General features: G+C 62.5%; 16 protein-coding genes. 9 read left to right on the top strand and 7 right to left on the bottom strand.

Annotated elements, in window-relative coordinates:
* Positions 1–5 precede the first annotated feature (5 nt).
* Entirely contained in the window at positions 6–794 is a 789-nt protein-coding gene (locus tag CAG34_RS02255; RefSeq protein WP_085587760.1) for a divergent polysaccharide deacetylase family protein, read from the top strand.
* Here the strand turns inward: CAG34_RS02255 and CAG34_RS02250 are convergent.
* On the bottom strand, positions 778–5421 hold the full coding sequence (locus CAG34_RS02250) for a dermonecrotic toxin domain-containing protein (RefSeq protein WP_085587758.1): 4644 nt from the start codon (positions 5419–5421) through the stop codon (positions 778–780). The two genes, CAG34_RS02255 and CAG34_RS02250, sit on opposite strands and share 17 nt — an antisense overlap.
* A gap of 120 nt (positions 5422–5541) precedes the next feature.
* Positions 5542–7488 (bottom strand): BCCT family transporter, encoded by a 1947-nt coding sequence (locus CAG34_RS02245; protein WP_249352862.1) that lies wholly within the window; start codon positions 7486–7488, stop codon positions 5542–5544.
* Positions 7489–8021: 533 nt separating this feature from the next.
* On the opposite strand from CAG34_RS02245, the gene betI reads away from it, so the two are divergent.
* From betI to trxC, 7 genes are all read left to right on the top strand, one after another.
* A complete protein-coding gene (betI, locus tag CAG34_RS02240) occupies positions 8022–8678 on the top strand; it encodes a transcriptional regulator BetI (protein WP_025340942.1) in 657 nt (218 codons plus the stop codon).
* Between the two features lie 39 nt (positions 8679–8717).
* The gene (gene betB, locus CAG34_RS02235) at positions 8718–10190 is read left to right on the top strand and encodes a betaine-aldehyde dehydrogenase (protein ID WP_025340943.1); all 1473 of its coding nucleotides are present in this window, start codon (positions 8718–8720) and stop codon (positions 10188–10190) included.
* Between the two features lie 77 nt (positions 10191–10267).
* Positions 10268–11965, top strand: coding sequence for a choline dehydrogenase (betA, locus tag CAG34_RS02230; protein ID WP_085587752.1), 1698 nt, complete (start codon positions 10268–10270; stop codon positions 11963–11965).
* Positions 11966–12232: 267 nt separating this feature from the next.
* Positions 12233–13975 (top strand): potassium/proton antiporter, encoded by a 1743-nt coding sequence (locus CAG34_RS02225; RefSeq protein WP_025340945.1) that lies wholly within the window; start codon positions 12233–12235, stop codon positions 13973–13975.
* Positions 13976–14010: 35 nt separating this feature from the next.
* Positions 14011–17346 carry a mechanosensitive channel MscK gene (mscK, locus tag CAG34_RS02220; RefSeq protein WP_085587750.1) on the top strand — a complete coding sequence of 1112 codons (3336 nt, stop codon included), beginning with the start codon at positions 14011–14013 and terminating at the stop codon, positions 17344–17346.
* 180 nt (positions 17347–17526) lie between these two features.
* Positions 17527–18987 (top strand): protein adenylyltransferase SelO, encoded by a 1461-nt coding sequence (gene selO, locus CAG34_RS02215; RefSeq protein ID WP_085587748.1) that lies wholly within the window; start codon positions 17527–17529, stop codon positions 18985–18987.
* A 127-nt stretch (positions 18988–19114) separates the two neighbouring features.
* Positions 19115–19549: a thioredoxin TrxC gene (trxC, locus tag CAG34_RS02210; RefSeq protein WP_025340948.1), complete on the top strand. Its 435-nt coding sequence runs from the start codon at positions 19115–19117 to the stop codon at positions 19547–19549.
* Here the strand turns inward: trxC and CAG34_RS02205 are convergent.
* Together CAG34_RS02205 and CAG34_RS02200 are read right to left on the bottom strand one after the other, a co-directional pair.
* Entirely contained in the window at positions 19546–20319 is a 774-nt protein-coding gene (locus CAG34_RS02205) for a ParA family protein (protein ID WP_025340949.1), read from the bottom strand. The genes trxC and CAG34_RS02205 overlap by 4 nt on opposite strands.
* A 166-nt stretch (positions 20320–20485) precedes the next feature.
* A complete protein-coding gene (locus CAG34_RS02200) occupies positions 20486–21397 on the bottom strand; it encodes a LysR family transcriptional regulator (protein WP_085587746.1) in 912 nt (303 codons plus the stop codon).
* 165 nt (positions 21398–21562) lie between these two features.
* Here CAG34_RS02200 and CAG34_RS02195 point away from each other — a divergent pair, with 165 nt between their 5' ends.
* Positions 21563–22750 carry an MFS transporter gene (locus CAG34_RS02195; protein ID WP_256573510.1) on the top strand — a complete coding sequence of 396 codons (1188 nt, stop codon included), beginning with the start codon at positions 21563–21565 and terminating at the stop codon, positions 22748–22750.
* 115 nt (positions 22751–22865) lie between these two features.
* On the opposite strand, the gene CAG34_RS02190 is transcribed toward CAG34_RS02195, so the two are convergent.
* From CAG34_RS02190 to CAG34_RS02180, 3 genes are all read right to left on the bottom strand, one after another.
* Entirely contained in the window at positions 22866–23213 is a 348-nt protein-coding gene (locus CAG34_RS02190; protein ID WP_039612521.1) for a NirD/YgiW/YdeI family stress tolerance protein, read from the bottom strand.
* 116 nt (positions 23214–23329) lie between these two features.
* Positions 23330–24394 (bottom strand): uroporphyrinogen decarboxylase, encoded by a 1065-nt coding sequence (gene hemE / locus CAG34_RS02185; RefSeq protein WP_025340953.1) that lies wholly within the window; start codon positions 24392–24394, stop codon positions 23330–23332.
* Between the two features lie 230 nt (positions 24395–24624).
* Positions 24625–26043 (bottom strand): FAD-dependent oxidoreductase, encoded by a 1419-nt coding sequence (locus tag CAG34_RS02180; protein ID WP_013974599.1) that lies wholly within the window; start codon positions 26041–26043, stop codon positions 24625–24627.
* Positions 26044–26089 lie beyond the last annotated feature (46 nt).

Here is a 26089-nt window from a genome sequence, read left to right as displayed (position 1 = left end):
ACCCCATGCGTTATCTGCTGTGTCTGCTGTTCTGCCTGATGGCCGGGGTCGCGCAAGCGGCGCCGGCCGGCAAGGCCTACATGAGCATCATCATCGACGACCTGGGCCAGAGCAGCGAGCGCGACAGCCGTACCTTGGCCCTGCCCGGTCCGGTGACCATGGCGATCATGCCCGACACCCCGCATGCCACCGACTTTGCCCGCCAGGCGCACAAGGCCGGCAAGACGGTGATCCTGCACATGCCCATGGACCCGGCCACCGGCCCTTACGCCTGGCACCCCGGCACGCCTCTGCCGGAGCTGGCCAGGCGCCTGGACGCCGCCCTGGCGCAGGTGCCGTGCGCAGCCGGCATCAACAACCACATGGGCAGCCGCATGACCGCCGAACCCGAAGCAATGGCGATGCTGATGGCTGACCTGCAACGCAGGCACCTGTTCTTTGTCGACAGCCGCACCAGCGCTGCCACGGTAGCCGCATTCCAGGCTCAGGCCCAGGGCCTGGCACAGGTATCCCGCGATGTCTTTCTGGACAACGTACGTACGGTCGAGGCCATCGGCAGCGAATTGCAGCTCGGGGTCGAACTGGCTCGCAAACAAGGCTCAGCCGTGCTGATCGGCCACCCTTATCCGCAAACCCTCGAAGTGCTCGAACGCGAACTGCCCCGGCTGAAGCGCCAGGGCATAGAGCTGATCGGCTTGGAGCAGATGATTGCCGAGCGGGGCAATCGGACGATGCCCGCGCATGCCAGGCACCAACCCACTGCCCCCGTTGGCCGGCTCAACGGAAAGGAATGATTGCCCGTGCCTGATCCAGCGTAAGTTTACCTCTGTGCACCCGTTGACCCGAGGCTGCAGCGACCTGGCTGCTCCAAAAGCGCTGCTTCCAAGTCTTGAGGTGACCAGCCGTGAATTCATCAGCGTTAGCTTTTGGCGAGGTTAAATGGAAGTGCGCAACCCAAAGGTTTTTCTTACTCGGAAGACTAAGGATCCGGTATTCGTCAAATGCGCTGCCATCCCGCATGGTGCGCCGATTCACATATTCAACCTGTATCAGTTTCTCTTTGTGAAGATGCTGTAAAGCTTCGGCCGACGGATAAATGGTGCGGGTATAGAGATTGGTCATTTGCTGTTTCTTATCCGCTCCCAATTCTTTCAGTTCCCGTTCCAGCATCGTGACCAGCTCATCGTTTCCGCCGGCACGCATCACACTGAGCGCCTGATTCAGCTTTCCTAGCTGCCGGTCGAACAACTCCTCGAGCAACGCCCCTTTTATACTGGACTTGATAAAGTCCTCGGCCCGCGTTCGCACGGAACCGCTCTCGTCCAGCAGCGCCTGTACCCACTTGGACAGATCTGTTGGAGTAGCTTCCTCCACCAATGATGGGCGCTTGCTTTCACGCTGCCGCCATTCCCCATCCACCAGGTCGAAAGTTGCCAGCACTTCTTCACTGAAGGTCTCGCGCACTTCCACTATCTGGCGTTCGCCTATCGTCTTTTCCACCCCGATCATCAACTGCCCAGCAAGGTTTCGCACCACGCGCTGCTCTTCGGTAGACACCTTGTAGGGCGTGCGCTTTTGCGCGACCGTTCCACCCTCCTGCTCCGAGATCGCGGCAACCAGCCGCTGCCCCGCATCTTCCTTCAGTTGCTTTAAATGGTTGCGATATCGCTCGAGCATTGCGGGCTGGATCAGTGCGCCTCCTTCGTCGAGAATGCGGGCACTGTTGAGTAGTGCGGCAGAGTACTCATCCCATGCCTCTTGCAGGATCGTGATGCGGTCATCTGCCGACAGATTGGCGAAGTCAAGCTCCCCGTGAGTCTCTGCGGCATTGCGCAAGGCCATGCTGACCAGCTCGTCCCGGTAGCGGGCGACTGTCTGAAGGCCGCCGGGAGCATTGAGGTGCAAGGCCAGGTCTGCCAGGTTCTGCACCTGATGGAAGCGCATCTGCACGGTCGAGAACGGTCTTTCGTCGATCAGATGCCCCACTGTGCGATGGTCGCCAGGGGGGTTGGAAGGTATGACGAGGTCAACCGGCGACTCGGCCAGCAAATTGTCCAGGTGCACTCGTATGGCGAGCATGCGGTCCTGATACTCCACCACATGCTCCAGCTTGATACGAAACTCAGCATAGTGTTCTCCGACTTCTGTCAGTGGCTTCCCATCGATAGCCCGTTGCAGCGCGGCAAGTTGCGGATAGTCCGTCAGGCTCCACAGCTCGTTGTAAACGAACACACAATCACGAATCAGCTCTATTCGAGCACTTTCCTGATGCTGGTCAAGAATCTCATCCAACCCTTTGTTATGGCGAGATTTGGCATACTTGGGTTCTGCCATCGTGATCAACAGTTTTAGCTGTTCATCCATCTTGCCAATGGCCTCTTCCAGCAGCGAAACGATTTTCTCGCGCTGCTGAGCGATGCTTTCCTTCACCTCTATTTCTCGTTGAGCATACTTTGCTATCAGCGACTCCTTCATTGACACATCAGTACCTGCAGGGGCCGAAGCCACCTCAGACTGCGCTTTCGCCTTCAACGCCTCCATGGTCACAAGGCTTTTGTGCAAGGCCATCATCTGCTGGGTAACTGCCTGGACCTTCGCTTTCAACGCCGGAACGTCCTCATCCAGCTTGGAAACTTTTTCGTAAAGTTTATCGAAGCGGCGCGATACCGAAGTCTTGGAGTCGGGAGCCCCTCCCGCAAGGCGCAGTTTCGTATCCACCCGCCAAGCCCCATCGACAAATGCCAGCCAGGGCCCGTAACCGCCAGTCGCGTTGACTACCCGAACTCCCTCAGCCAGCAACTCCACCCTATAGAGATCACCAGCCATGGCCGCGTAGTAGTTCTTATCGATCTGGTACAGGCCTTCACCATCGCCCGCAGTCAAAGGGCTCAACCCATTGACCGAGACGCTGGAACTCATGGCTTGCAACCTCTGCCGCTGCTGCGCAGGCAGCCAGTTGAACCCATGCTGGCCGCGCCAGGAAAAGTCCAGCATCTGGCTGCCCAGTTCGCCCAGCTTGCCTTCCGGCTCTTCACGCGCCTCGATAGCAAGTTCGGCAAACGCGCCGTTTTGCAGGTCAGGCCCTTCGAACAGTGATACATCAGGCAGGCGCCTTGTGGGCACTGTCTCCTGCTTCGGTTGATGGGCATGCAGCAGCGTCATCCCAAGGTTGAGCAACAAGTCGGCCACTGCCGCGGACCGATCGAACTCACCACCCTGCTCCAACGCGGTCAAGTCGTTTTGCAGCGAAGCCAGAAACTGTACCAACCAGGCCACAGACGCGACCGGACCGCGTATCGCCTGAGTCACCACATCGAACAACAGCCAGGCGCCTTCGCACAGGAGCTGCCAGCGGCTCTCGGCGTCAGATACCGATTCCAGCCCTGCCAGCTCGACCAGCAGATCTCGGTTGGCCTGGTAGATTTTCTCGTCAACCTTGTTGCGCCACAGCTTCAGGTCGAGCATCGCCGGCTCCGGCTTGGCCGGGAGCGTATAAGGGTCGAGACCAATACTCACAATGTGCGGCTCGCTGAAACCACCCTCTGCATATACGTCGCGCGCGGTCGGGTCGATCCAGTCAAGAATGCTCTCTTGGAAGAGAGCCGACTCACGAATATGTGCAAGCAAGGCCTCAAGGCTTGCGTACTCGCGAACCGTGTCCTGTCGATATAGCGGGCGGTACACCAGAACTTTTGCCGGCTCGGCGCAGAACAGCAAGTACATGCCACGCACATCGTCTATCTTGCGCGAATGACGGCTGCGCCTGAAGGCCAGGGGGATCAAGGACATGCGCGGAACCAAGGAGTCCTGATGACCTGCGCAAAAATCGACCACGCACTGTAGGCCCACCTCGGAGACTTTCGCATCGAGCCTGGCCGAAAGGGCGCTGGAAAGAAACGCGCTTCGCCATTCCCTGGCCAAACGCACGATGCGCTCGGCGCGCATGGCCTGATCATCGAACTGTTCGGCAACATAGGCTGGGTAACGGCCACCAATGTCTACCTGGGTCACCAATCGCTCCGCAGCATTGGCATCCAGCCACTTCGGGGGCGTGATGCCCTTTCGATGGCTGACCTTTTTGATCTCCGCGCCCTTGAGCGAAGCAAGGTTACCGATAGCAAATTCGGTAAGCGACTTGGTACCCACGAACGCCAGTGGCTCGCCACCGCCGGCACCTGTCGCAGCGCCGCCAGGCACACCCCGAGCGATATACAGGTCGAGAAGCAGGTGATCTGGAGAGGTTTCGTCCCCGTGCTCCTTTTTCATCTGCTCGCCCAGTTGCTGCGCGGCATACGCCGTCAATGACTGGATGCCGTCCAGCACCGAAACACCCCCGGCATCCAACTGGTCAAGGGCGAGCTGCAACAACGCGGCGCGACAGGCAAAGCTGTCCTGGGGAGCGCTGGCCCTGAGCCCTGGCGGGGCCATGGTGGCTGGCGTGTCGTCTTCGTAGCGTACGAACCAGGCCGCCGGGTCGCTCAGGTCGGCGAAACGCCTCTCCATTGCCGCCACATCGGACAAGCCACTGAATCGCATCAGGTCGAAAGACTGGAACATGGACTCAAGCAACAGCGAAACCTGCTGGGCAAAGACGTTGCCCTCAACCGGCTGACGCGTCCACGACATGCTCTGAAAACTGTAGTGCTGCGCCAGTTCGTTGCGCAACGCTTCGCCGAAATCAGCCAGGGAAGCGAAGCTGCGCGTGATACCGGACGGCGCGCACCAGAGCACTACCTGCCGCTCATCGTAATCGCCAGTGACCAGCAGGTGACTGAGCATCTGGTCGTATTGAATCGACCCACAAGTCAGGCTGGCTTTCACGAAACAGACCGATGGCTGGGCAGCACCACCGCGGATCAATCCGCGAATGCAGGCCTGCTCCTGAACATCCAGCCCTTGCAGAGGCAGGCCACGCAAGAGTGCAGTCCTGAGCAGCAGTTGCAACCACTGGTCACGGCTCACCCCTGCACTGCCCTTGGCATTCCAGTATTTGAGCTGTGCCTCGCAGAATAGCCGTGGCAACTGTTTTACCAGCTCGTCGAGCGCGTCGGACATGCCGCTCAGTTGGCGGGTGTCGAACGCGCTGTCCGAGCCAGGAAAACGGTATGAGGAGGTTAGTGCAAGATTGTGATGCCGCTCACCGACAGGCTCGATGTCCAGCGGCTGTGCTTCGAGCAATGCCTGGAGCACACGGTCGACCAGCGGTTGCGTGCCCCAGTAAGGCGTGCTGGGATCGGGACTATCCAACATGAGAGAGTCGGCGTTGGACAGCGCCGGCTTCACATAGGCAAGCCAGGGCAGCTTCCCCAGCAGCACGGTCCACAGCTTCTCGCTGGTCACCTGCCGCAATGTCGGCCGATCACTGAACTGACTGGCTGCGGCGTACTGAAAATCGAATGTGGAAATAGCGGAACGTTTCATGAAGCATGCCTCCGGAAGAAAACCGGCAGGCTGAAGCAAACTTGTACGACGCCCGGGCTAATTATTGCTTGCCCATGAAAAAGGCCCTGCGTCTTGCAGGGCCTCCTCGTCGCTCAAGAATCAGCTGTACACACGCCCCAGCAACTGGCGGTGGCTTTCGAACTGATCCAGCACATCACGCACGATCTGCTCCGGCGCAAAGCCCATCAGGTCGTACTCCTGGCTGCCATCGTGCAGGTACACCTCGGCGCGGTAGAAGCGCTGACGCACTTCCGGCTCACCTTCCACCGGCGCTTCGCTCGGCGCGGCCAGGTAGCCATCCAGGCTCACTTCATAGACGAACGGGTTGCCCTCTTCCATCATCACCCGCAGGCCCATCATGTTGCGCGACTGGCCAACCCGGGTTTCCACCTCGAAGCCCAGGGTCTGCAACTGCGCGGCGGCTTCTTTCAGCGCCGGGCTGACCTGCTTGTCCATGAAACGCTGCACCACGGCCTGGGTCGGCTGCAGTTCCAGCTGGGTCAGGCGCTCGCTGAAGCCACGACGACCACGGGCGGCCAGCTCGGCACGCTCCTGCTCGACCGCCACGTCCTGCTTCATGGCCTTGTACAGGCCGAACATGAACAGCACCAGCACCACCGAGAACGGCAGGCCCGCCAGCACCACCATGGTCTGCATGGCTTCGAAGTTACCGGCGAACAGCAGGCCGATGGTGACCAAGGTGATGACCACCGACCAGAACACCACCATCCAGTGCGGGGCGTCTTCGTCGACCTTGCCGCCTTTGCACGACAGGTTGGCCATCATCACCGCGCCGGAGTCGGCCGGGGTGAGGAACAGCACGAAGCCGACGAACACCGCTACACCGATCACGATCTTGGCCGCCGGGAAGTATTCCAGCAGCTGGTAGATCGACATCGACGGCTGCTCCAGGGCGGTCTTGCCCAGCTCCACGGCGCCCTGGTTGATCACCAGGTCCAGCGCGGTGTTGCCGAAGATCGACAGCCAGGCCAGGGTGAAGCCCAGCGGGATCAGCAACACGCCGCTGACCAGTTGGCGCACGGTGCGGCCCTTGGAGATACGGGCAATGAACATGCCGACGAACGGGCCCCAGGAGATCCACCAGGCCCAGTAGAACACGGTCCACAGGCCCAGCCAGCGCTCGGACTTGCCGGCTTCGCCTTCATACACATAGAGGTCGAAGGTTTTCAGCACGATGCCGTTGAGGTAGTCGCCGATGTTCTGCACGAAGCCGTTGAGTAGGTGCAGGGTTTCGCCGCCCAGCAGGACGAAGATCAACAGGCCACTGAACAGCATGATGTTCAGGTTGGACAGGCGGCGAATGCCGTTTTCCACACCAGAGACCGCCGCCACGGTGGCAACGCCGGCCATGACCAGGATCACCACCAGCAGGTTGGTCTTGCTGTGGTCCATGCCGAACAGGTATTCCAGGCCGGAGGCCACCTGCATCGAACCGATGCCCAGGTTGGTCACCAGGCCCAGCAGGGTGACGAACATGCCGAAGATGTCCACGGCATTGCCGGCCGCACCCTTGACCCAACGCTCACCCACCAGCGGGTACAGCGCCGAGCGCAGGGCCAGCGGCTGGTTGTGGCGGTAGGCGAAGTAACCCACGGCCAGGCCGACCAGCGCGTAGATCGCCCAGCCATGCAGGCCCCAGTGCAGAAAGGTCAGCTGCAGGCCCTGGCGCGCTGCGTCGAGGCTGGCAGAGGTGCCTTCCGGTGGGTTGAAGTAGTGGTCCAGCGGCTCGGAAGCGCCGAAGTACAGCAGCGAAATGCCGATACCGGAGGAGAACAGCATGCCGGCCCAGGCGCCATAGCTGAAGTCGGGCTGGTCATCCTTGCCGCCAAGCTTGAGCTTGCCGTAGTCGGAGAAGGCCAGGTAGATGACGAACAGCAGGTAACCGCCGATTACCAGCATGTAGTACCAGCCGAAGGTGCGCGTAAGCCATTTCTGGGCCACGCCCAGCACCTGGCCGGCGGTTTCGGGTACAGCGATAAGCAAGGCAGTCAGAACGAGGATCATCAGCGCGGAGGTGAAGAACACCACGCGGTTGACCCGTACCCTCTCGGCCGGAGGGTTGGTAAGTGAGGCAGAACTCATTGCACGAATGCTCCGGGCAGTACGGCTGTGGAGGCTAATCAGTCTTTCCCGAGCAATTGGTGGAATATCCCCACTGCATCAGGTGTTATAAAAGCACCCTGGAAACCGTGATCCCGAATCGATACGTTGCAAAAAAACAGACAGGTGGCCTGCTGCAAATGCCACGCCTCAGCCGAGGTGCGCGCATTCGTCACAGATCACCCCGCCCGCTCCAAGGGCCCGCCGCAGGGTCCATGACCGCACGGCAGAATCTGCATTTCGCATCGCTCATGCCCGTCAACGCCTTGTATTACGGGGGTTACGCGATTTCCTGGGGTGTCAATCCGTGCCTTCTCGACCGCCTGAAAAACTGTCAATGGCACAAATTGTCGCAGAGCTTATTCTTTATTGATTGAACGTTCAATCAAAACAAAATAGACTGGCCTTCGCCGAGTCAGCCGCCCGTCGTCTGCTCGCAGGCCTGAGGAGATAGCAAGATGCCCAAGGTCGGTATGCAACCCATCCGCCGCCAGCAGTTGATCGAAGCCACGTTGCAGGCGGTCGATCAGGTCGGACTGGGCGACGCCAGCATTGCGCTGATTGCCCGTTTGGCCGGTGTGTCGAACGGCATCATCAGTCACTACTTTCGGGACAAGAACGGCCTGATCGCAGCGACGATGGGTTACATCATGAACATGCTCAACGAAGGTGTCAGAGCACGTCGCCAGGCCCTGACGGACGACAGCCCGCGCGCCCACCTGAAAGTGATCATCGAGGGCAACTTCGATGCCAGCCAGGTGAACGGCCCGGCGATGAAAACCTGGTTGGCCTTCTGGGCTTCCAGCATGCACCAGCCCGATTTGCACAGGTTGCAGCGGATCAACGACCACCGCTTGTATTCCAACCTGTGCTGCCAGTTCCGCCGCGCCCTGCCGCTCTACCATGCGCGCAAGGCAGCCCGCGGCCTGGCAGCTTTGATCGACGGCTTGTGGCTGCGTGGCGCCCTGTCGGGGGATGCATTCGACACCGACCAGGCGATACGGATTGCTTACGAATACATGGATCTACAACTGGCTAAACAGCACACCCTGGGTACAAACGACCAGGCCGCTGAACCAACGCGCACGGCCCTTGCCAACCCGGCAGGAGCGTGACGCGCAAGCCAAACCACACACTGCACTTGCGAGGACACTATGGCCCGTTTCGGAACGCAAAAACTCTACATTGATGGCGCTTACGTCGACGCTGGCAGCGATGCCACCTTCGAAGCCATCAACCCGGCTACCGGCGAAGTCCTCGCCCACGTGCAACGTGCCACCGAGGCTGACGTCGAGAAGGCCGTCGAAAGCGCCGAGCGTGGCCAGAAAGTCTGGGCCGCGATGACCGCCATGCAACGTTCGCGCATCCTGCGCCGCGCCGTCGAGATCCTGCGCGAGCGCAACGACGAGCTGGCCATGCTGGAAACCCTGGACACCGGCAAGTCGTACTCGGAAACCCGCTACGTCGACATCGTCACCGGCGCCGACGTGCTGGAGTACTACGCTGGCCTGGTTCCGGCCATCGAAGGCGAGCAGATCCCGCTGCGTGAATCGTCCTTCGTCTACACCCGCCGCGAGCCGCTGGGCGTGACCGCCGGTATCGGCGCCTGGAACTACCCGATCCAGATCGCCCTGTGGAAATCCGCCCCGGCCCTGGCCGCCGGCAACGCGATGATCTTCAAGCCGTCGGAAGTCACCTCGCTGACCACCCTGAAACTGGCCGAGATCTACACCGAAGCCGGCCTGCCGAACGGCGTGTTCAACGTCCTGACCGGCAGCGGCCGCGAAGTCGGCACCTGGCTGACCGAGCACCCACGCATCGAAAAAGTCTCCTTCACCGGCGGCACCACCACCGGCAAGAAGGTCATGGCCAGCGCCTCGAGCTCGTCGCTCAAGGAAGTCACCATGGAACTGGGCGGCAAGTCGCCACTGATCATCTGCGCCGACGCCGACCTGGACAAGGCCGCCGACATCGCCATGATGGCCAACTTCTACAGCTCGGGCCAGGTTTGCACCAACGGCACCCGCGTGTTCATCCCGGCTGAAATGAAAGCTGCCTTCGAGGCCAAGATCGTCGAGCGCGTTGCCCGCATCCGCGCTGGCAACCCGGAAGACGAAAACACCAACTTCGGCCCGCTGGTCAGCTTCCAGCACATGGAAAGCGTGCTTGGCTACATCGCCAAGGGCAAGGAAGAGGGTGCCCGCGTGCTGTGCGGTGGCGAGCGTCTGACCGCTGGTGATTTCGCCAAGGGCGCCTTCGTGGCCCCGACCGTGTTCACCGACTGCACCGACGACATGACCATCGTCAAGGAAGAGATCTTCGGCCCGGTGATGAGCATCCTCACCTACGAAACCGAAGAAGAAGTCATCCGTCGTGCCAACGACACCGAGTACGGCCTGGCCGCCGGTGTCTGCACCAACGACATCACCCGCGCCCACCGCATCATCCACAAGCTGGAAGCCGGTATCTGCTGGATCAACGCCTGGGGCGAATCGCCGGCCGAAATGCCAGTCGGTGGCTACAAGCAGTCGGGCGTCGGCCGTGAGAACGGCGTCAGCTCGCTGGCTCAATACACTCGCATCAAGTCGGTCCAGGTCGAGCTGGGCGGCTACAACTCGGTTTTCTAAACCCTGTATAGCCCCGCCCGTGCCGCTGCGCACGGGCGTTCCCGCTCCCTGATCACCGCCAACACGAGGGTACTTTCATGTCCCAAGAATTCGATTACATCATCGTCGGTGCCGGCTCGGCCGGTAACACCCTGGCGACCCGCCTGACCGAAGACGCCGGCGTCACCGTACTGCTGCTGGAGGCCGGTGGCCCCGACTACCGCTTCGACTTCCGCACCCAGATGCCGGCGGCCCTGGCCTTCCCGCTGCAGGGCCGCCGCTACAACTGGGCCTACGAGACCGACCCGGAGCCGTACATGGACGGCCGCCGCATGGAATGTGGCCGCGGCAAGGGCCTGGGCGGCTCGTCGCTGATCAACGGCATGTGCTACATCCGCGGTAACGCCATGGACTTCGACGGCTGGGCAGAACTGCCAGGCCTGGAAGACTGGACCTACCTGGACTGCCTGCCGTACTTCCGTAAAGCCGAAACCCGCGACATCGGCCCGAACGACTACCACGGTGGCGAAGGCCCGGTCAGCGTTGCCACGCCAAAGGCTGGCAATAACCCGCTGTTCCACGCCATGGTCGAGGCCGGCGTGCAGGCCGGTTACCCGCGCACCGAAGACCTCAACGGCTACCAGCAGGAAGGCTTCGGCCCGATGGACCGTACGGTGACCAAGAACGGCCGCCGTTCCAGCACCGCCCGTGGCTATCTGGACCAGGCCAAGAAGCGCCCGAACCTGACCATCGTCACCCACGCCCTGACTGACCGCGTGCTGTTCGACGGCAAGCGCGCCATCGGCGTGACCTACCTGGTCGGTGACAGCGAAGAGCGCGTTGAAGCCCGCGCCCGCAAGGAAGTCATCGTCAGCTCCGGCGCCATCGCTTCGCCGCAGCTGCTGCAGCGCTCCGGCGTCGGCCCGCGCGCCCTGCTGGAAAGCCTCGACATCCCGGTTGTGCACGACCTGCCGGGCGTTGGCGAAAACCTGCAGGACCACCTGGAACTGTACCTGCAGTACGCCTGCACCCAGCCGGTGTCGCTGTACCCGTCGCTGCTGTGGTGGAACCAGCCGGCCATTGGTGCCGAGTGGATGTTCAACGGCACCGGCATCGGCGCCAGCAACCAGTTCGAGGCCGGTGGTTTCATTCGTACCCGCCCTGAATTCAAGTGGCCGAACATCCAGTACCACTTCCTGCCGGTGGCCATTAACTACAACGGCTCCAACGGCGTGAAAGAACACGGCTTCCAGGCGCATATGGGTTCCATGCGCTCGCCTGCTCGCGGCCGCATCCAGGCCAAGTCGAAGGACCCGCGCCAACACCCGAGCATCCTGTTCAACTACATGTCCACCGAGCAGGACTGGCAGGAATTCCGTGACGGCATCCGCCTGACCCGCGAAATCATGGCCCAGCCGGCACTGGACCCGTATCGTGGCCGTGAGATCAGCCCGGGCGCGCACGTGCAAACCGATGAAGAGCTGGACAAGTTCATCCGCGAGCACGCCGAAACCGCCTTCCACCCGTCCTGCTCGTGCAAGATGGGCACCGACGACATGGCGGTGGTCGACGGCGAAGGCCGCGTGCATGGCATGAAGGGCCTGCGCGTGGTCGATGCGTCGATCATGCCGCTGATCATCACCGGCAACCTCAACGCCACCACGATCATGATCGCCGAGAAAATCTCGGACAAGATCCGTGGCCGCAAGCCGCTGCCGCGCAGCACCGCCAAGTACTACGTGGCTGGCGATGCACCGGTGAAGGGCAAGCCGATGCGTGAAGTCAAGCAGGCGTAAACCTGCACCGGCCTCTTCGCGGCTAATGCCGCTCCCACAGGGTTCACACAGGTTTTGAAAACTGTGCAGTACCTGTGGGAGCGGGTTCACCCGCGAAAGGGCCCACCCAGGCAACACCGGAAAAGGCACCCACCGCGGTGCCTTTTTTTCATCTGCAGAAACGCTTTACAGCCTGCCAATTCATCAGGTTAGAATCATTTGGCACGCGACCTGCTAGCGTCATGCTATCAAGTCCCCTCCCCCCTGCGGTCCCCGGAGTACCTGCCTTTGGATGCAAGCACCATCAACAGCCTGTTCCTGATCGGCGCATTGCTGGTGGGCGCAAGTATCCTGGTCAGTTCGCTGTCGTCGCGCCTGGGCATCCCTATCCTGGTCATCATCCTCGCCGTCGGCATGGTCGCCGGGGTCGATGGTGGCGGCATCATCTTCAACAACTACCCGACCGCCTACCTGGTGGGCAACCTGGCGCTGGCCGTGATCCTGCTCGACGGCGGCCTGCGCACGCGGGTGGCGAGTTTCCGCGTGGCGCTGTGGCCGGCGCTGTCGCTGGCCACCATCGGCGTGATGATCACCACCGCCCTCACCGGCCTGGTCGCCGCCTGGCTGTTCGACCTGAGCCTGATCCAGGGCCTGCTGATCGGCGCCATCGTCGGCTCTACCGACGCCGCGGCGGTGTTCTCGCTGCTCGGCGGCAAAGGCCTGAACGAGCGGGTTACCGCCACCCTGGAGATCGAGTCGGGCAGCAACGACCCGATGGCAGTGTTCCTCACCGTCACCCTGATCGACATGATCGCCAGCGGCCAGACCGGCCTGCACTGGAGCCTGCTCACCCACCTGCTGCGCGAATTCGGCATAGGCGGGCTGCTGGGCCTGGGCGGCGGCTGGCTGATGCTGCAACTGGTCAACCGCATCAAGCTGGCTGGCGGTCTGTACCCCATCCTGGTGATCGCCGGCGGCCTGGTGGTGTTCTCGCTGACCAATGCCCTGCACGGCAGCGGCTTCCTTGCCGTGTACCTGTGCGGCCTGGTGCTGGGCAACAAGCCGATCCGCAGCCGCCACGGCATCCTGCATATGCTCGACGGCATGGCCTGGCTGGCGCAGATCGGCATGTTCCTGGTGCTGGGGCTGCTGGTCACGCCCCACGACCTGCTACCCATCGCCCTGCCGGCGCTGGGCCTGGCGCTGTGGATGATCCTGGTGGCGCGGCCGCTGTCGGTGGTCGCCGCCCTGCTGCCGTTCAAGGCTTTCCATGGCCGCGAAAAGGGCTTCATCTCCTGGGTCGGCCTGCGCGGTGCGGTACCGATCATCCTCGCGGTGTTCCCGCTGATGGCCGGCCTGCCGGACGCCCAGCTGTTCTTCAACCTGGCCTTCTTCATCGTGCTGGTGTCGCTGCTTGTGCAAGGCACCAGCCTGCCGTGGATGGCCAAGCTGTTGAAAGTGACAGTACCGCCAGACCCGGCACCAATCTCCCGCTCCGCCCTGGAAGTGCACATTACCAGCGAGTGGGAAATGTTCGTCTACCGCCTGGGCGCCGAAAAATGGTGCATCGGCGCCGCCCTGCGCGAGTTGAAAATGCCCGAAGGCACGCGGATCGCCGCGCTGTTCCGGGGCGAGCAGCTGCTGCACCCGTCCGGCAGTACGGTACTGGAAGTAGGCGACATGCTCTGCGTGATCGGCCACGAACATAACCTGCCGGCCCTGGGCAAACTGTTCAGCCAGGCGCCACAACGTGGCCTCGACCTGCGTTTCTTCGGCGACTTCGTGCTCGAAGGCGATGCCGAACTGGGTGCGGTGGCAGCGTTGTACGGCCTGAAACTCGACGGCCTGGACGCGAAAATGCCGCTGGCCCAGTTCATCCGACAGAAGGTCGGAGGCGCTCCAGTAGTAGGTGACCAGGTCGAATGGCATGGCACGATCTGGACCGTGGCCACCATGGACGGGAACAAGATCCAGAAAGTAGGCGTCAGATTCCCCGAAGGAACGCGACCCGGACCAGGATTGTTCCTCTAAACTTCGTTTCTGCCGGATCCACAAGTAGTCTGCCTATGTCCCTGCGCGTGTACCTCCGCACAGCCCTGCTCGGGCTGTGCCTGTCTCTCTCGTTCGCCGCTGGTGCGGCCGAGCTTCCCACCACGACCAGCATCCAGAGCAGCCTGAACAAGATTTCCCAGCCCAAGGGTGCCGAGGCCGACCCCAAGGCTGCGCAACAGACACCGGAGCAGAAGGCCCAGCAACAGGTGCTGGAACAGACCTTGGCACTGCTGCTCAGCAAGGAAGACAGCGAAAAGAAGCTTGAGGCACTCAAGCAGCAATTGGCTGGCGCGCCCAAGGAAACCGCCGACAGCCAGCGCGAGCTGATCAAGCTCAAGGCCAGCAAGCCACTGCCGGTGGCCCAACGCTACGCCACCCTGAACGTGCCACAGCTGGAGCAGATGCTCAGCGAGCGCAGTACGCAACAAGGCGAACTGCAAAAGGCACTGTCGGATGCCAACAGCCTGATCATCAACTCGCAGACCCGCCCAGAGCGGGCTCAGGCAGAAATCAGCAACAACCAGACACGTACCCAGCAGATCAACCTCAGCCTCAAGAGCGGCAAGGAGAACGGCAAGCCGCTCAACAGCGACCAACGCAACAGGCTCAATGCCGAGCTGGCGTCGCTAAATGCCCTGACCTCGTTGCGCCGCCAGGAACTGGCTGGCAACGGCCTGCTGCAGGACCTGGGCAATGCCCGTCACGACCTGCTGATCGAGCGCGCCACACGAATGGAGCAGGAAATCCAGGACCTGCAATCGCTGATCAACGAAAAACGCCTGGCCCAGTCGCAACAGGCGGTCACCCAGCAGTCGATCGAAGCGCAGAAAGCCGGCGGCAGCACCCTGCTGGCCAACGAAAGCGCTGCCAACCTGAAACTGTCCGACTACCTCCTCAAGAGTACCGACCGCCTCAACGAGCTGACCCAGCAGAACCTGCGCAGCAAGCAGCAGCTGGACAGCCTGACCCAGGCCGACCAGGCCCTGGACGAACAGATCAGCGTGCTCAAGGGCAGCCTGCTGCTGTCCAAGATCCTCTACAAGCAGAAGCAGGCCCTGCCGCACCTGAAAGTCGACCGCGACCTGGCTGACCAGATCGCCGATATCCGTCTTTACCAGTTCGAAGTGAACCAGCAACGCGAGCAGATGAGCAGCCCCGCCGCGTACGTCGACAACCTGCTGCTCGGCCAGCCGCAGGAGCAGGTTACCCCTCAGCTGCGCAAGGCGCTGCTGGAGGTGATGATTACCCGCGTCGACCTGCTCGAACGCCTCAGCCGGGAGCTGTCGGCACTGCTCAACGAATCGATCACCCTGCAGCTCAACCAGAAGCAGCTGCTCGGCACCGCCCAGGGCTTGCGCACCACGCTCGAAGAGCAGATGTTCTGGATTCCCAGCAACAAGCCACTGGACTGGGAATGGCTGAGCCTGGTGCCGGCACGCTTCGCCGACCAGGTAGCCAGCCTGCCCTGGGGTTCGGGCCTCAAGGAACTGGCCGATGGGCTGGGCCAGCGCCCGCTGCTGTTCCTGCCCTTGCTGCTGGTGATCGGCGCCCTGCTGTGGCGGCGCAAGTACCTGTACCAACGGCTGGGCAAGGTGCACCAGGACATCGGCCACTTCCGCCGTGACAGCCAGTGGCACACGCCACAGGCGATCCTCATCAACATCCTGCTGGCGATGCCGGTCAGCCTGGGCCTGGCCCTGTGCAGCTACGCCCTGCAGATCGACGCCCGCGGGCAGAATGCCAACCTCGGCGCCGCCCTCTGGCAACTGGCCCAGGCCTGGCTGGTGTTCTACACCGCCTACCGCATCCTCGCCCCGGGCGGCGTGGCGGAAATCCACTTCCGCTGGCACAAGCCGCAGGTCGAGTTCCTGCGTGGCTGGGTGCGTCGCCTGGGCACCGTGGTACTGGCACTGGTCGGCGTGGTGGCAGTGGCCGAACATCAGCCTTCGGCGCTGGCCGATGATGTGCTGGGTATCGGCGTGGTACTGACCTGCTACGCACTGATGGCCTGGCTGCTCAGCCGCCTGCTGCTCAGCAGCCCGGCGCACCGCGACACCTCGCTGTTCCGCAAGGCCGTGGGCGTCGCCTTCACCGCCCTGCCCATCGCTCTGTTCGTGGCCGTGTGCTTCGGCTACTACTACACCGCACTGAAACTTACCGACCGGCTGATCTACACCCTGTACCTGCTGCTGTTCTGGCTGGTGATCGAAGCCGCGTTCGTGCGTGGTCTGTCGGTGGCGGCACGGCGCCTGGCCTACCAGCGCGCGCTGAGCAAGCGGGCGGCGGCCAAGGAAGGGCTGGATGGCGAAGTCATCACCGAAGAACCAACGCTGGACATCGAACAGGTCAACCAGCAGTCGCTGCGCCTGATCCGCCTGGCCCTGCTGGGCGGCTTCATCGCCGGCCTGTACTGGGTGTGGTCGGACCTGATCTCGGTGTTCGCCTACCTCAACAATTTCACCCTGTACGAGTACTCCAGCGGCACCGGTGCCACCGCCAGCATGGTGCCGATCAGCCTGGGCGACTTCCTCGGTGCGCTGGTCATCATCGGCATCACCTTCGCGCTAGGTCGGAACTTGCCCGGCCTGCTCGAAGTACTGGTGCTGTCGCGGCTCAACCTGGCCCAGGGCAGTGCGTATGCCACTACTACCTTGCTGTCCTATGTCATCGTCGGCGTCGGTATCGTCAGCACCCTGTCGACCCTCGGGGTCAGCTGGGACAAGCTGCAATGGCTGGTGGCCGCGCTGTCGGTGGGCCTGGGCTTCGGCATGCAGGAGATCTTCGCCAACTTCATCTCCGGCATCATGATCCTGTTCGAGCGCCCGGTGCGGATTGGCGACACCATCACCATCGGCAACCTGTCGGGCACGGTGAGCAAGATCCGCATCCGCGCCACCACCATCACCGACTTCGACCGCAAGGACATCATCGTCCCCAACAAGACCTTCATTACCGGTCAGCTGATCAACTGGTCGCTGACCGACACGGTCACCCGGGTAACGCTGAAGCTGGGCATCGACTATGGCTCGGACCTGGACCTGGTGCGCGACCTGCTGCTCAAGGGTGCCCACGAAAACCCACGCGTGCTCAAGGACCCGGAGCCGATCGTGTACTTCCTCAACTTCGGCGAGAGCTCGCTGGACCACGAGCTGCGCATGCACGTACGCGACCTGGGCGACCGCAACCCGACGCTGGACGAGATCAACCGCTACATCAACCGCGAGTTCAAGGCGCATAACATCAAGATCTCGGTGCGCCAGGTCGAGGTGTTTCTGATGGATCCGAAGGGCGGCAAACAGCAGCTGATTCCGGTGGAGCAGCCGAAACCGGATGGCACTCAACCTGTGTGAGTGGACTCCATAGAGCATGAACGCCCAGAATGCCTGCGAGGGCTTCGCCCTCGATCGCCGGCAAGCCAGCTCCCACAGGGGCCGTGCCGCACCCAGGCCCTGCACATCCCCTGTGGGAGCTGGCTTGCCGGCGATGGGCCGCAAAGCGGCCCCCTAGGTACCGACTTCCAGGAGCAGCCCGTGAAAGCCCTCGACCAACTCACTTTCGACAATCGCTTCGCCCGCCTGGGCGACGCGTTCTCCACCCAGGTCCTGCCCGAACCCATCGCAGACCCACGCCTGGTGGTAGCGAGCGAGTCGGCCATGGCGCTGCTCGACCTCGACCCGGCCCAGGCAGAGCTGCCGGTTTTCGCCGAGCTGTTCAGCGGCCACAAGCTATGGGAAGAGGCCGACCCGCGGGCGATGGTCTATTCCGGCCATCAGTTCGGCTCCTACAACCCGCGCCTGGGTGATGGCCGCGGCCTGCTGCTGGCCGAAGTGCTGAATGACCAGGGCGAGCACTGGGACCTGCACCTCAAGGGTGCCGGGCAGACGCCCTACTCGCGCATGGGCGACGGCCGCGCCGTGCTGCGTTCCTCGATCCGCGAGTTCCTCGCCTCCGAGGCCCTGCACGCCCTGGGCATTCCCAGCAGCCGGGCACTGTGCGTGATCGGCTCGAGCACCCCGGTGTGGCGCGAAACCCGCGAAAGCGCGGCCATGCTCACCCGCCTGGCGCAGAGCCATGTGCGTTTCGGGCATTTCGAATACTTCTACTACACCAGGCAGCCAGAACAGCAGCGCGTGCTCATCGACCACGTGCTGGAGCAGCACTACCCCGAATGCCGCGATGCCGAGCAGCCTTATCTGGCCATGTTCCGCACCATCGTCGAGCGCAATGCCGAGCTGATCGCACGCTGGCAGGCCTATGGTTTTTGCCACGGGGTGATGAACACCGACAACATGTCGATCCTCGGCATCACCTTCGACTTCGGCCCGTACGCCTTCCTCGACGACTTCGACGCCAACTTCATCTGCAACCACTCCGACGACCGTGGCCGCTACAGCTACGCCAACCAGGTACCGATCGCCCACTGGAACCTCAGTGCACTGGCCCAGGCGCTGACCACGGTGATCGAAGTCGAACCGCTCAAGGAGGCGTTGGGCCTGTTCCTGCCGCTGTACCAGGCACACTACCTGGACCTGATGCGCCGGCGCCTGGGCCTGACCACCGCGGAAGAGGACGACATGGCGTTGGTCGAGCGCCTGCTGCAGCGCATGCAGAGCGGTGGTGTGGACTACAACCTGTTCTTCCGCAAACTGGGCGATCAGCCCGTGGCCGAGGCGCTGAAGGTGGTGCGTGACGACTTCATCGACCTGGCCGGTTTCGATGCCTGGGGGGCGGACTACCTGGCCCGCTGCGAGCGCGAAGCGGATAATGCCCAAGGGCGGCGTGAACGCATGCATGCGGTGAACCCGCTGTACGTGCTGCGCAACTACCTGGCACAGAAAGCCATCGAAGCAGCCGAAGCGGGGGATTACAGTGAAGTGCGACAGCTGCATGAGGTGCTGAGCCGCCCGTTCGAGGAGCAGGCCGGAATGCAGGGCTATGCCGAGCGACCGCCGGAATGGGGCAAGCACCTGGAAATCAGCTGCTCATCATGAATCCTGGGGCCGCTGCGCGGCCCATCGCGACACAAGGCCGCTCCTACAAGGGTACGCGGACTCCTGTAGGAGCGGCCTTGTGTCGCGATGGGCTGCAAAGCAGCCCCAAAAACCTCAAGGAAACGACATGTCCGACCCACTGGTAATCCCCTGCCCCCACTGCAACGGCCTCAACCGCCTGCCCGCCGAGCGCCTGGGCGACGCGCCGAAATGCGGCCGCTGCAAACAGGACGTGCTGCTGAGCACCCCCTTCGAACTCACCGAAGCCAGCTACGCCAGCCAGATCAAAGGCGACCTGCCACTGCTGGTCGACATCTGGGCGGATTGGTGCGGTCCGTGCAAATCCTTCGCCCCCACCTTCGAACAGGCCGCCCGCCAACTGGCCGGCCGCTGCCGCCTGGCCAAGCTCGACAGCGAAGCCAACCGCAACCTGGCCGGGCAACTGGGCATCCGCTCGATCCCCAGCCTGCTGCTGTTCAAGAATGGCCGTGAAGTCAGCCGTCAGGCCGGGGCGTTTCCACTCCAGTCGTTGCTGGAGTGGTTGCGTAGCCAGGGGGTCTAAGCGTTCTCTTCGAGCAGCGAATGCAACTCGACAAACTGCTGGGTCAGCTTGTGCCTGGGCTCCAGGTGAATCAGCGGAAGGCTGGCATGGTGCGACTCACGCATCTTCACCGAGCTGCCCAGGTACACCGGTAGCACCGGGAGCCCTTCGGCCAGCAGCTCGTCGAGCATCTGCTGTGGCAGGCTGGCGCGGGACTGGAACTGGTTGACCACGATGCCTTCGACCACCAGGTCTTCGTTGTGGTCTTCCTTGAGTTCTTCGATCTCGGCCAGCAGGCCATACAGGGCCTGGCGTGAGAAGCTGTCGCAGTCGAAAGGAATCAGCACGCGATCGGCGGCGATCAGTGCGGAAACCGCATAGAAGTTCAGCGCTGGCGGGGTATCGATGTAAATGCGCTCGTAGTCCTCGTCCAGTTCGTCGAGCAACTTACGCAGCTTGTTGATCTTGTGCTTCGCCTCAAGCTTCGGCTGCAGATCGGCCAGCTCGGCCGTGGCGGTGACCACGTGCAGGTTGTCGAACGGGGTTTCGTAGATATCGACCTGGTTCTTCTTGCTGAACGGCCCGCTGGACAGGCTTTGCTTGAAGAAGTCGGCGATGCCCATGGGGATATCGTCGCCGGTCAGGCCAGTCAGGTACTGGGTCGAGTTGGCCTGGGCATCCAGGTCGATCAGCAGGGTCCGATAACCTTCGCTGGCGCTCACCGCCGCCAGGTTGCAAGCGATGCTCGACTTGCCCACACCACCTTTCTGATTGAACACCACGCGCCGCATGATTGACCTCCGTGTATCAACGAATGCCCGAGTATGTGGCGCCGCTGCGGCAATGACCAGTGCCATTTGCCCGGAACAACAGCCTTGTGCTGCCTGCCCTGGCCCTATCGCCGGCAAGCCAAGCGCGTCCCCTGTGGGAGCTGGCTTGCCGGCGATCGGGGCCCGATCAGGCAACTACACTGCCCCCGCCAGCCACCTGCCCTGTGAGCAACTCGGCAAATGCCCGCGCCATCGCCGACCCACCATGCTCGCGCTGCACCAGCCACACCGCCGACATCGCCCCTTCATCCAGCAGCGTGCGATAGACCACCCCCTCGATGCGCATGCGCTGGAACGACGCCGGCAGCACCGATACCCCAAGCCCTGCCGATACCAGCCCGATGATGGTCATCGCCTCCCCCGCCTCCTGGGCAAAATGCGGGCTGAAACCCGCCTGGCGCGCCAGGCTCAGCAACTGTGCGTGCAACCCGCTGCCATAGCTGCGCGGGAAGAACACGAACGGCTCATTGGCCAGCGCGGCCATGTGCACGCCATGCTCCGTGCCTTCGGCCAATGGATGCGAGGCATTGATCACTGCCACCAGCGGCTCGCGAAACAGCTCGGTGGCCACCAGCCCTTCCGGCAGCGGCATCGGCCGCATCAGCCCGACCTCGATGGACTCGTCGAACACCCCTTCTGCCACGTCGCGACTGCTCATTTCCTTGAGGTTCAGGTGCACCGCCGGGAAGCGCTGGCGAAACGCGTGGATGGCCTTGGGGATCTTCGAGGTGAACGGTGCCGAGGAGGTAAAGCCGATCTTCATCTCCCCCAGCTCCCCCAACTGCGCACGCCGGGCGACATCGGCGGCCTTTTCCACCTGCGCCAGCACCTGGCGGGCTTCCTCGAGGAACAACCGCCCCGCCTCGCTCAGCTCGACCCGACGGTTGGTACGCTCGAACAACCGGGCCCCCAGTTCCTGCTCCAGCGCCTGGATCTGCTGACTCAAGGGTGGCTGCGAAATGCCCAGCTGCTGGGCGGCGCGGCCAAAATGCAGCTCTTCGGCCACGGCGATGAAGTAACGCAGATGGCGCAGTTCCATGATCAGCTCCAAACAGGTCGTAAAACATCTCAAATAGGTCGAACAATATATTGGATCTAATCATTAGCCAGCTATATGCTTTTTTTCATTGCGCCAGAGGTACCCCCCGTGAAAACTGCTGTAGCTCCCCTTCCCGCCGAACCCGAACCTGCCCCGCTGAACGAAATGTGGATCGAAAAAGGCAGCCCCGCTTTCATGAAGACCGTGCTGGCGCTATTCAGCGGCGGCTTCGCCACCTTCGCCCTGCTGTACTGCGTGCAGCCGATGATGCCGTTGCTGTCGAAGGAATTTGCCATCAATGCGGCGCAGAGCAGCCTGGTGCTGTCGGTCTCCACAGCCATGCTGGCGTTCGGCCTGCTGATCACCGGCCCTATCTCCGACCGCATCGGGCGCAAGCCGGTGATGGTGTTTGCCCTGGCCTGCGCCGCCCTTTCCACCCTGGCCAGCGCGGTGATGCCGAGCTGGGAGCTGGTACTGACCACCCGCGCTCTGGTCGGCCTGTCGCTGAGCGGCCTGGCGGCGGTGGCGATGACCTACCTGAGCGAAGAGATCCACCCGCAGCACATCGGCCTGGCCATGGGCCTGTACATCGGCGGCAACGCCATTGGCGGCATGAGCGGGCGCCTGATCACCGGCGTGCTGATCGACTTCGTCAGCTGGCACACGGCGATGCTGACCATCGGCGGCCTGGCCTTGGTGGCGGCGCTGGTGTTCTGGAAGGTGCTGCCCGAGTCGCGCAATTTCCGCCCGCAGGCGATGAACCCACGCAGCCTGCTGGATGGCTTCGTCATGCACTTCAGGGATGCCGGCCTGCCCTGGCTGTTCCTCGAAGCCTTCCTGCTGATGGGCGCCTTCGTCACCCTGTTCAACTACATCGGCTACCGCCTGCTGGCCGAGCCCTATCACATGAACCAGGCGCTGGTCGGCTTGCTGTCAGTGGTGTACCTGTCTGGCATCTACAGCTCGGCGCAGGTCGGCGCACTGGCTGACAAACTGGGCCGGCGCAAGGTGTTCTGGGCCAGTATCGTGGTGATGGCGGGCGGCTTGCTGATGACCCTGGCCATCCCGCTGGTGATGGTTATCGTAGGTATGCTGGTGTTCACCTTTGGCTTTTTTGGCGCGCACTCGGTGGCCAGCAGCTGGATCGGCCGCAGGGCTTTGAAGGCCAAGGGGCAGGCGTCGTCGTTGTACCTGTTCAGCTATTACGCCGGGTCGAGCGTGGCCGGTACGGCGGGCGGGGTGTTCTGGCACCAGTGGGGCTGGAATGGCATCGGGCTGTTCATTGGCAGCCTGCTGGCGGTGGCGTTGCTGGTGGCGCTGCACTTGAGCAAGTTGCCGCCCAAGACAGCCTGAGCATGGGGCTGCTTTGCAGCCCATCGCCGGCAAGCCAGCTCCCACAGGATCCCACAAGGCTCATGACCTGTGGAGTACTTGTGGGAGCTGGCTTGCCGGCGATAGGGCCCTCGGATCAGTTGATGATCTCGACCATATCCACATCCACTTCCCGGCTCATCAGGTGCTTCTCCACCTCACCGGTCAGCTTGACCTTGGTCTTGTCGTTGAACGGCGTCGGTGGCAGGTCTTCATCATCGATTTCCACGGTGATGGTGCCGGTGTTGTCCTTGAACTCGTACTTGTCGTCGTTGTTGATCTTCTTGGTCACGAAGCCTTGCAGTACCACTGGGGTGTCGTCGGCAGCATCGTTGGCCGCAGCTACGGTGGTGACCGACTGGGCACCGGGGCCGGTATAACCGGCAGCCAAGGCAGCAGTGCTGAACAAGGGGGCGAGGATCAACGCAAGATAACGTGCTTTCATGAGGATCAGGTCCTGTTTCGGTTTCGATGGGACCAGATTAACGACGATCGCTGAATTAAAACTTAATGCAACAAAAAGCCCGGCTCATGGCCGGGCTTTCGTGTTCAGAGATCAATTCACTGATGGTATTGCGCCGACAGCTCATGCACGGCGTTGATGAACACGCCGGCGTGCTCCGGGTCGACTTCCGGCGTGATGCCGTGGCCCAGGTTGAACACATGGCCTGTGCCGTGGCCATAGCTGGCTAGGATGCGCGCCACTTCCTTGCGGATTGCCTCGGGCTTGGCGTACAGCACGGTCGGGTCCATGTTGCCCTGCAGCGCAACCTTGTCACCCACGCGGCGGCGGGCATCGCCGATCTCGCAGGTCCAGTCCAGGCCCAGCGCGTCGGCGCCGGCTTCGGCGATGCTTTCCAGCCACAGGCCGCCGTTCTTGGTGAACAGGATCACCGGCACCTTGCGCCCTTCGTGCTCGCGGATCAGGCCGCTGACGATCTTGCGCATGTAGGCCAGGGAGAACTCCTGGTAAGCCGCCGCCGACAGGTTGCCGCCCCAGGTGTCGAAAATCTGCACGGCCTGGGCACCAGCGAGGATCTGGCCGTTGAGGTAGCTGGTGACCGACTGGGCCAGCTTGTCCAGCAGCAGGTGCAGGGCCTGCGGGTTGTCGTAGGCCATGGCCTTGGTCTTGCGGAAGTCCTTCGACGAGCCGCCTTCGACCATGTAGGTGGCCAGGGTCCACGGGCTGCCGGAGAAGCCGATCAGCGGCACACGGCCGTTGAGCTCGCGGCGGATGGTGCTGACCGCGTCCATCACGTAGCCAAGGTCTTTCTGCGGGTCGGGGATCGGCAGCGCTTCGATGTCGGCCGGGGTGCTGATGACCTTCTTGAAACGCGGGCCTTCGCCGCTTTCGAAGTACAGGCCCAGGCCCATGGCATCGGGGATGGTGAGGATGTCCGAGAACAGGATCGCCGCATCCAGCGGGTAGCGGTCCAGCGGCTGCAGGGTGACCTCGCAGGCGAACTGCGGGTTCATGCACAGGCTCATGAAGTCACCTGCCTTGGCGCGGCTGGCGCGGTACTCCGGCAGGTAGCGGCCGGCCTGGCGCATCATCCACACCGGGGTGACGTCTACGGGTTGCTTGAGCAGTGCACGCAGGAAACGATCGTTCTTCAGGGCAGTCATGTCGGCATCCGGAAAAATAGTGCGGGCATTTTCTCAGACGCACAAAGAAAAGGCACGGCCGTTTGCCGTGCCTTTTCTCTATAGGTATGTCCTGGATCAATAGATTTTGTATACAAAATTCTAATGATGGGGGTGCCGATGGCCCTATCGCCGGCAAGCCAGCTCCCACAGGGTGAGCCGCAGCCCTTGTGGGAGCTGGCTTGCCGGCGATGAGGCCAGTACAGGCAACCTCAGACTTCCAGGTAGTCCAGGATACCCTCAGCAGCAGTACGCCCTTCGAAGATAGCCGTCACCACCAGGTCCGACCCACGCACCATGTCGCCACCGGCAAACACTTTCGGGTTGCTGGTCTGGTGCTTGAACTTGCCCTTCTCCGGTGCCACTACGCGGCCCTGGCTATCCAGCTGGATGCCATGCTGCTCGAACCACGGCGCCGGGCTTGGGCGGAAGCCGAAGGCGATGACCACGGCATCGGCCGGCAGGATCTCTTCAGACCCCGGGATCGGCTCCGGGCTGCGACGGCCACGGGCATCCGGCTCGCCGAGACGAGTCTCGACCACCTTCACGCCTTCGACCTTGTCCTCGCCGACAATGGCGATAGGCTGGCGGTTGTAAAGGAACTTCACGCCCTCTTCCTTGGCGTTCTTCACCTCACGACGCGAACCCGGCATGTTGGCCTCGTCACGGCGATAGGCGCAGGTCACCGACTTGGCGCCCTGGCGGATCGAGGTGCGGTTGCAGTCCATCGCGGTGTCACCACCGCCCAGTACCACCACCTTCTTGCCCTGCATGTCGACGAAGTCTTCCGGCGACTTCTCGAAGCCCAGGTTGCGGTTGACGTTGGCGATCAGGAAGTCCAGCGCGTCATGCACGCCCGGCAGGTCCTCGCCCGGGAAGCCGCCCTTCATGTAGGTGTAGGTACCCATGCCCATGAACACTGCGTCGTATTCGGCGAGCAGTTGCTCCATGGTCACGTCCTTGCCCACCTCGGTGTTCAGGCGGAACTCGATGCCCATGCCGGTGAACACTTCACGGCGGTTGCTGAGCACGGTCTTTTCCAGCTTGAACTCGGGAATACCGAAGGTCAGCAGGCCGCCGATTTCCGGGTTGCGGTCGAATACCACCGGGGTCACGCCGGCACGTACCAGCACGTCGGCACAGCCCAGGCCGGCCGGGCCGGCACCGATGATGGCGACGCGCTTGCCGGTTGGCTTGACCTTGGACATGTCCGGGCGCCAGCCCATGGCGAAGGCGGTGTCGGTGATGTACTTCTCCACCGAGCCGATGGTCACCGCACCGAAGCCGTCGTTCAGGGTGCAGGCCCCCTCGCACAGGCGGTCCTGCGGGCATACGCGGCCGCACACTTCCGGCAGGGTGTTGGTCTGGTGCGACAGTTCCGCCGCGGCCAGGATGTTGCCTTCGGAAACCAGCTTCAACCAGTTGGGGATGAAGTTGTGTACCGGGCACTTCCATTCGCAATAGGGGTTACCGCAGCCCAGGCAGCGGTGCGCCTGCTCCACGGACTGCTGCGGCTTGAACGGCTCGTAGATTTCCACGAACTCCTTCTTGCGCTGGCGCAGCAGCTTTTTCTTCGGGTCCTTGCGGCCCACTTCGATGAACTGGAAGTCGTTGTTCAGACGTTCAGCCATTTTTCAAAACCTCTTTACCGCAGTTGCCAGCCTCAGGCTGCAAGCT

The organism is Pseudomonas sp. B14(2017) (assembly GCF_002113255.1).
In the GTDB taxonomy this organism is placed as follows: domain Bacteria; phylum Pseudomonadota; class Gammaproteobacteria; order Pseudomonadales; family Pseudomonadaceae; genus Aquipseudomonas; species Aquipseudomonas putida_Z.
The sequence above is the reverse complement of the archived record's forward strand: the minus strand, read 5'-3'. Positions and strand labels throughout refer to the sequence as shown.

What these genes read in the sequence shown, in the direction of transcription:
- betA (WP_085587752.1), top strand. Translation starts at nt 10,268, where the DNA reads ATGTCCCAAGAATTCGATTACATCATCGTCGGTGCCGGCTCGGCCGGT.
- CAG34_RS02255 (WP_085587760.1), top strand. Translation starts at nt 6, where the DNA reads ATGCGTTATCTGCTGTGTCTGCTGTTCTGCCTGATGGCCGGGGTCGCG.
- trxC (WP_025340948.1), top strand. Translation starts at nt 19,115, where the DNA reads ATGTCCGACCCACTGGTAATCCCCTGCCCCCACTGCAACGGCCTCAAC.
- CAG34_RS02190 (WP_039612521.1), bottom strand. Translation starts at nt 23,213, where the DNA reads ATGAAAGCACGTTATCTTGCGTTGATCCTCGCCCCCTTGTTCAGCACT.
- CAG34_RS02205 (WP_025340949.1), bottom strand. Translation starts at nt 20,319, where the DNA reads ATGCGGCGCGTGGTGTTCAATCAGAAAGGTGGTGTGGGCAAGTCGAGC.
- CAG34_RS02200 (WP_085587746.1), bottom strand. Translation starts at nt 21,397, where the DNA reads ATGGAACTGCGCCATCTGCGTTACTTCATCGCCGTGGCCGAAGAGCTG.
- CAG34_RS02250 (WP_085587758.1), bottom strand. Translation starts at nt 5,421, where the DNA reads ATGAAACGTTCCGCTATTTCCACATTCGATTTTCAGTACGCCGCAGCC.
- hemE (WP_025340953.1), bottom strand. Translation starts at nt 24,394, where the DNA reads ATGACTGCCCTGAAGAACGATCGTTTCCTGCGTGCACTGCTCAAGCAA.
- CAG34_RS02195 (WP_256573510.1), top strand. Translation starts at nt 21,563, where the DNA reads ATGTGGATCGAAAAAGGCAGCCCCGCTTTCATGAAGACCGTGCTGGCG.
- betI (WP_025340942.1), top strand. Translation starts at nt 8,022, where the DNA reads ATGCCCAAGGTCGGTATGCAACCCATCCGCCGCCAGCAGTTGATCGAA.
- CAG34_RS02180 (WP_013974599.1), bottom strand. Translation starts at nt 26,043, where the DNA reads ATGGCTGAACGTCTGAACAACGACTTCCAGTTCATCGAAGTGGGCCGC.
- betB (WP_025340943.1), top strand. Translation starts at nt 8,718, where the DNA reads ATGGCCCGTTTCGGAACGCAAAAACTCTACATTGATGGCGCTTACGTC.
- mscK (WP_085587750.1), top strand. Translation starts at nt 14,011, where the DNA reads ATGTCCCTGCGCGTGTACCTCCGCACAGCCCTGCTCGGGCTGTGCCTG.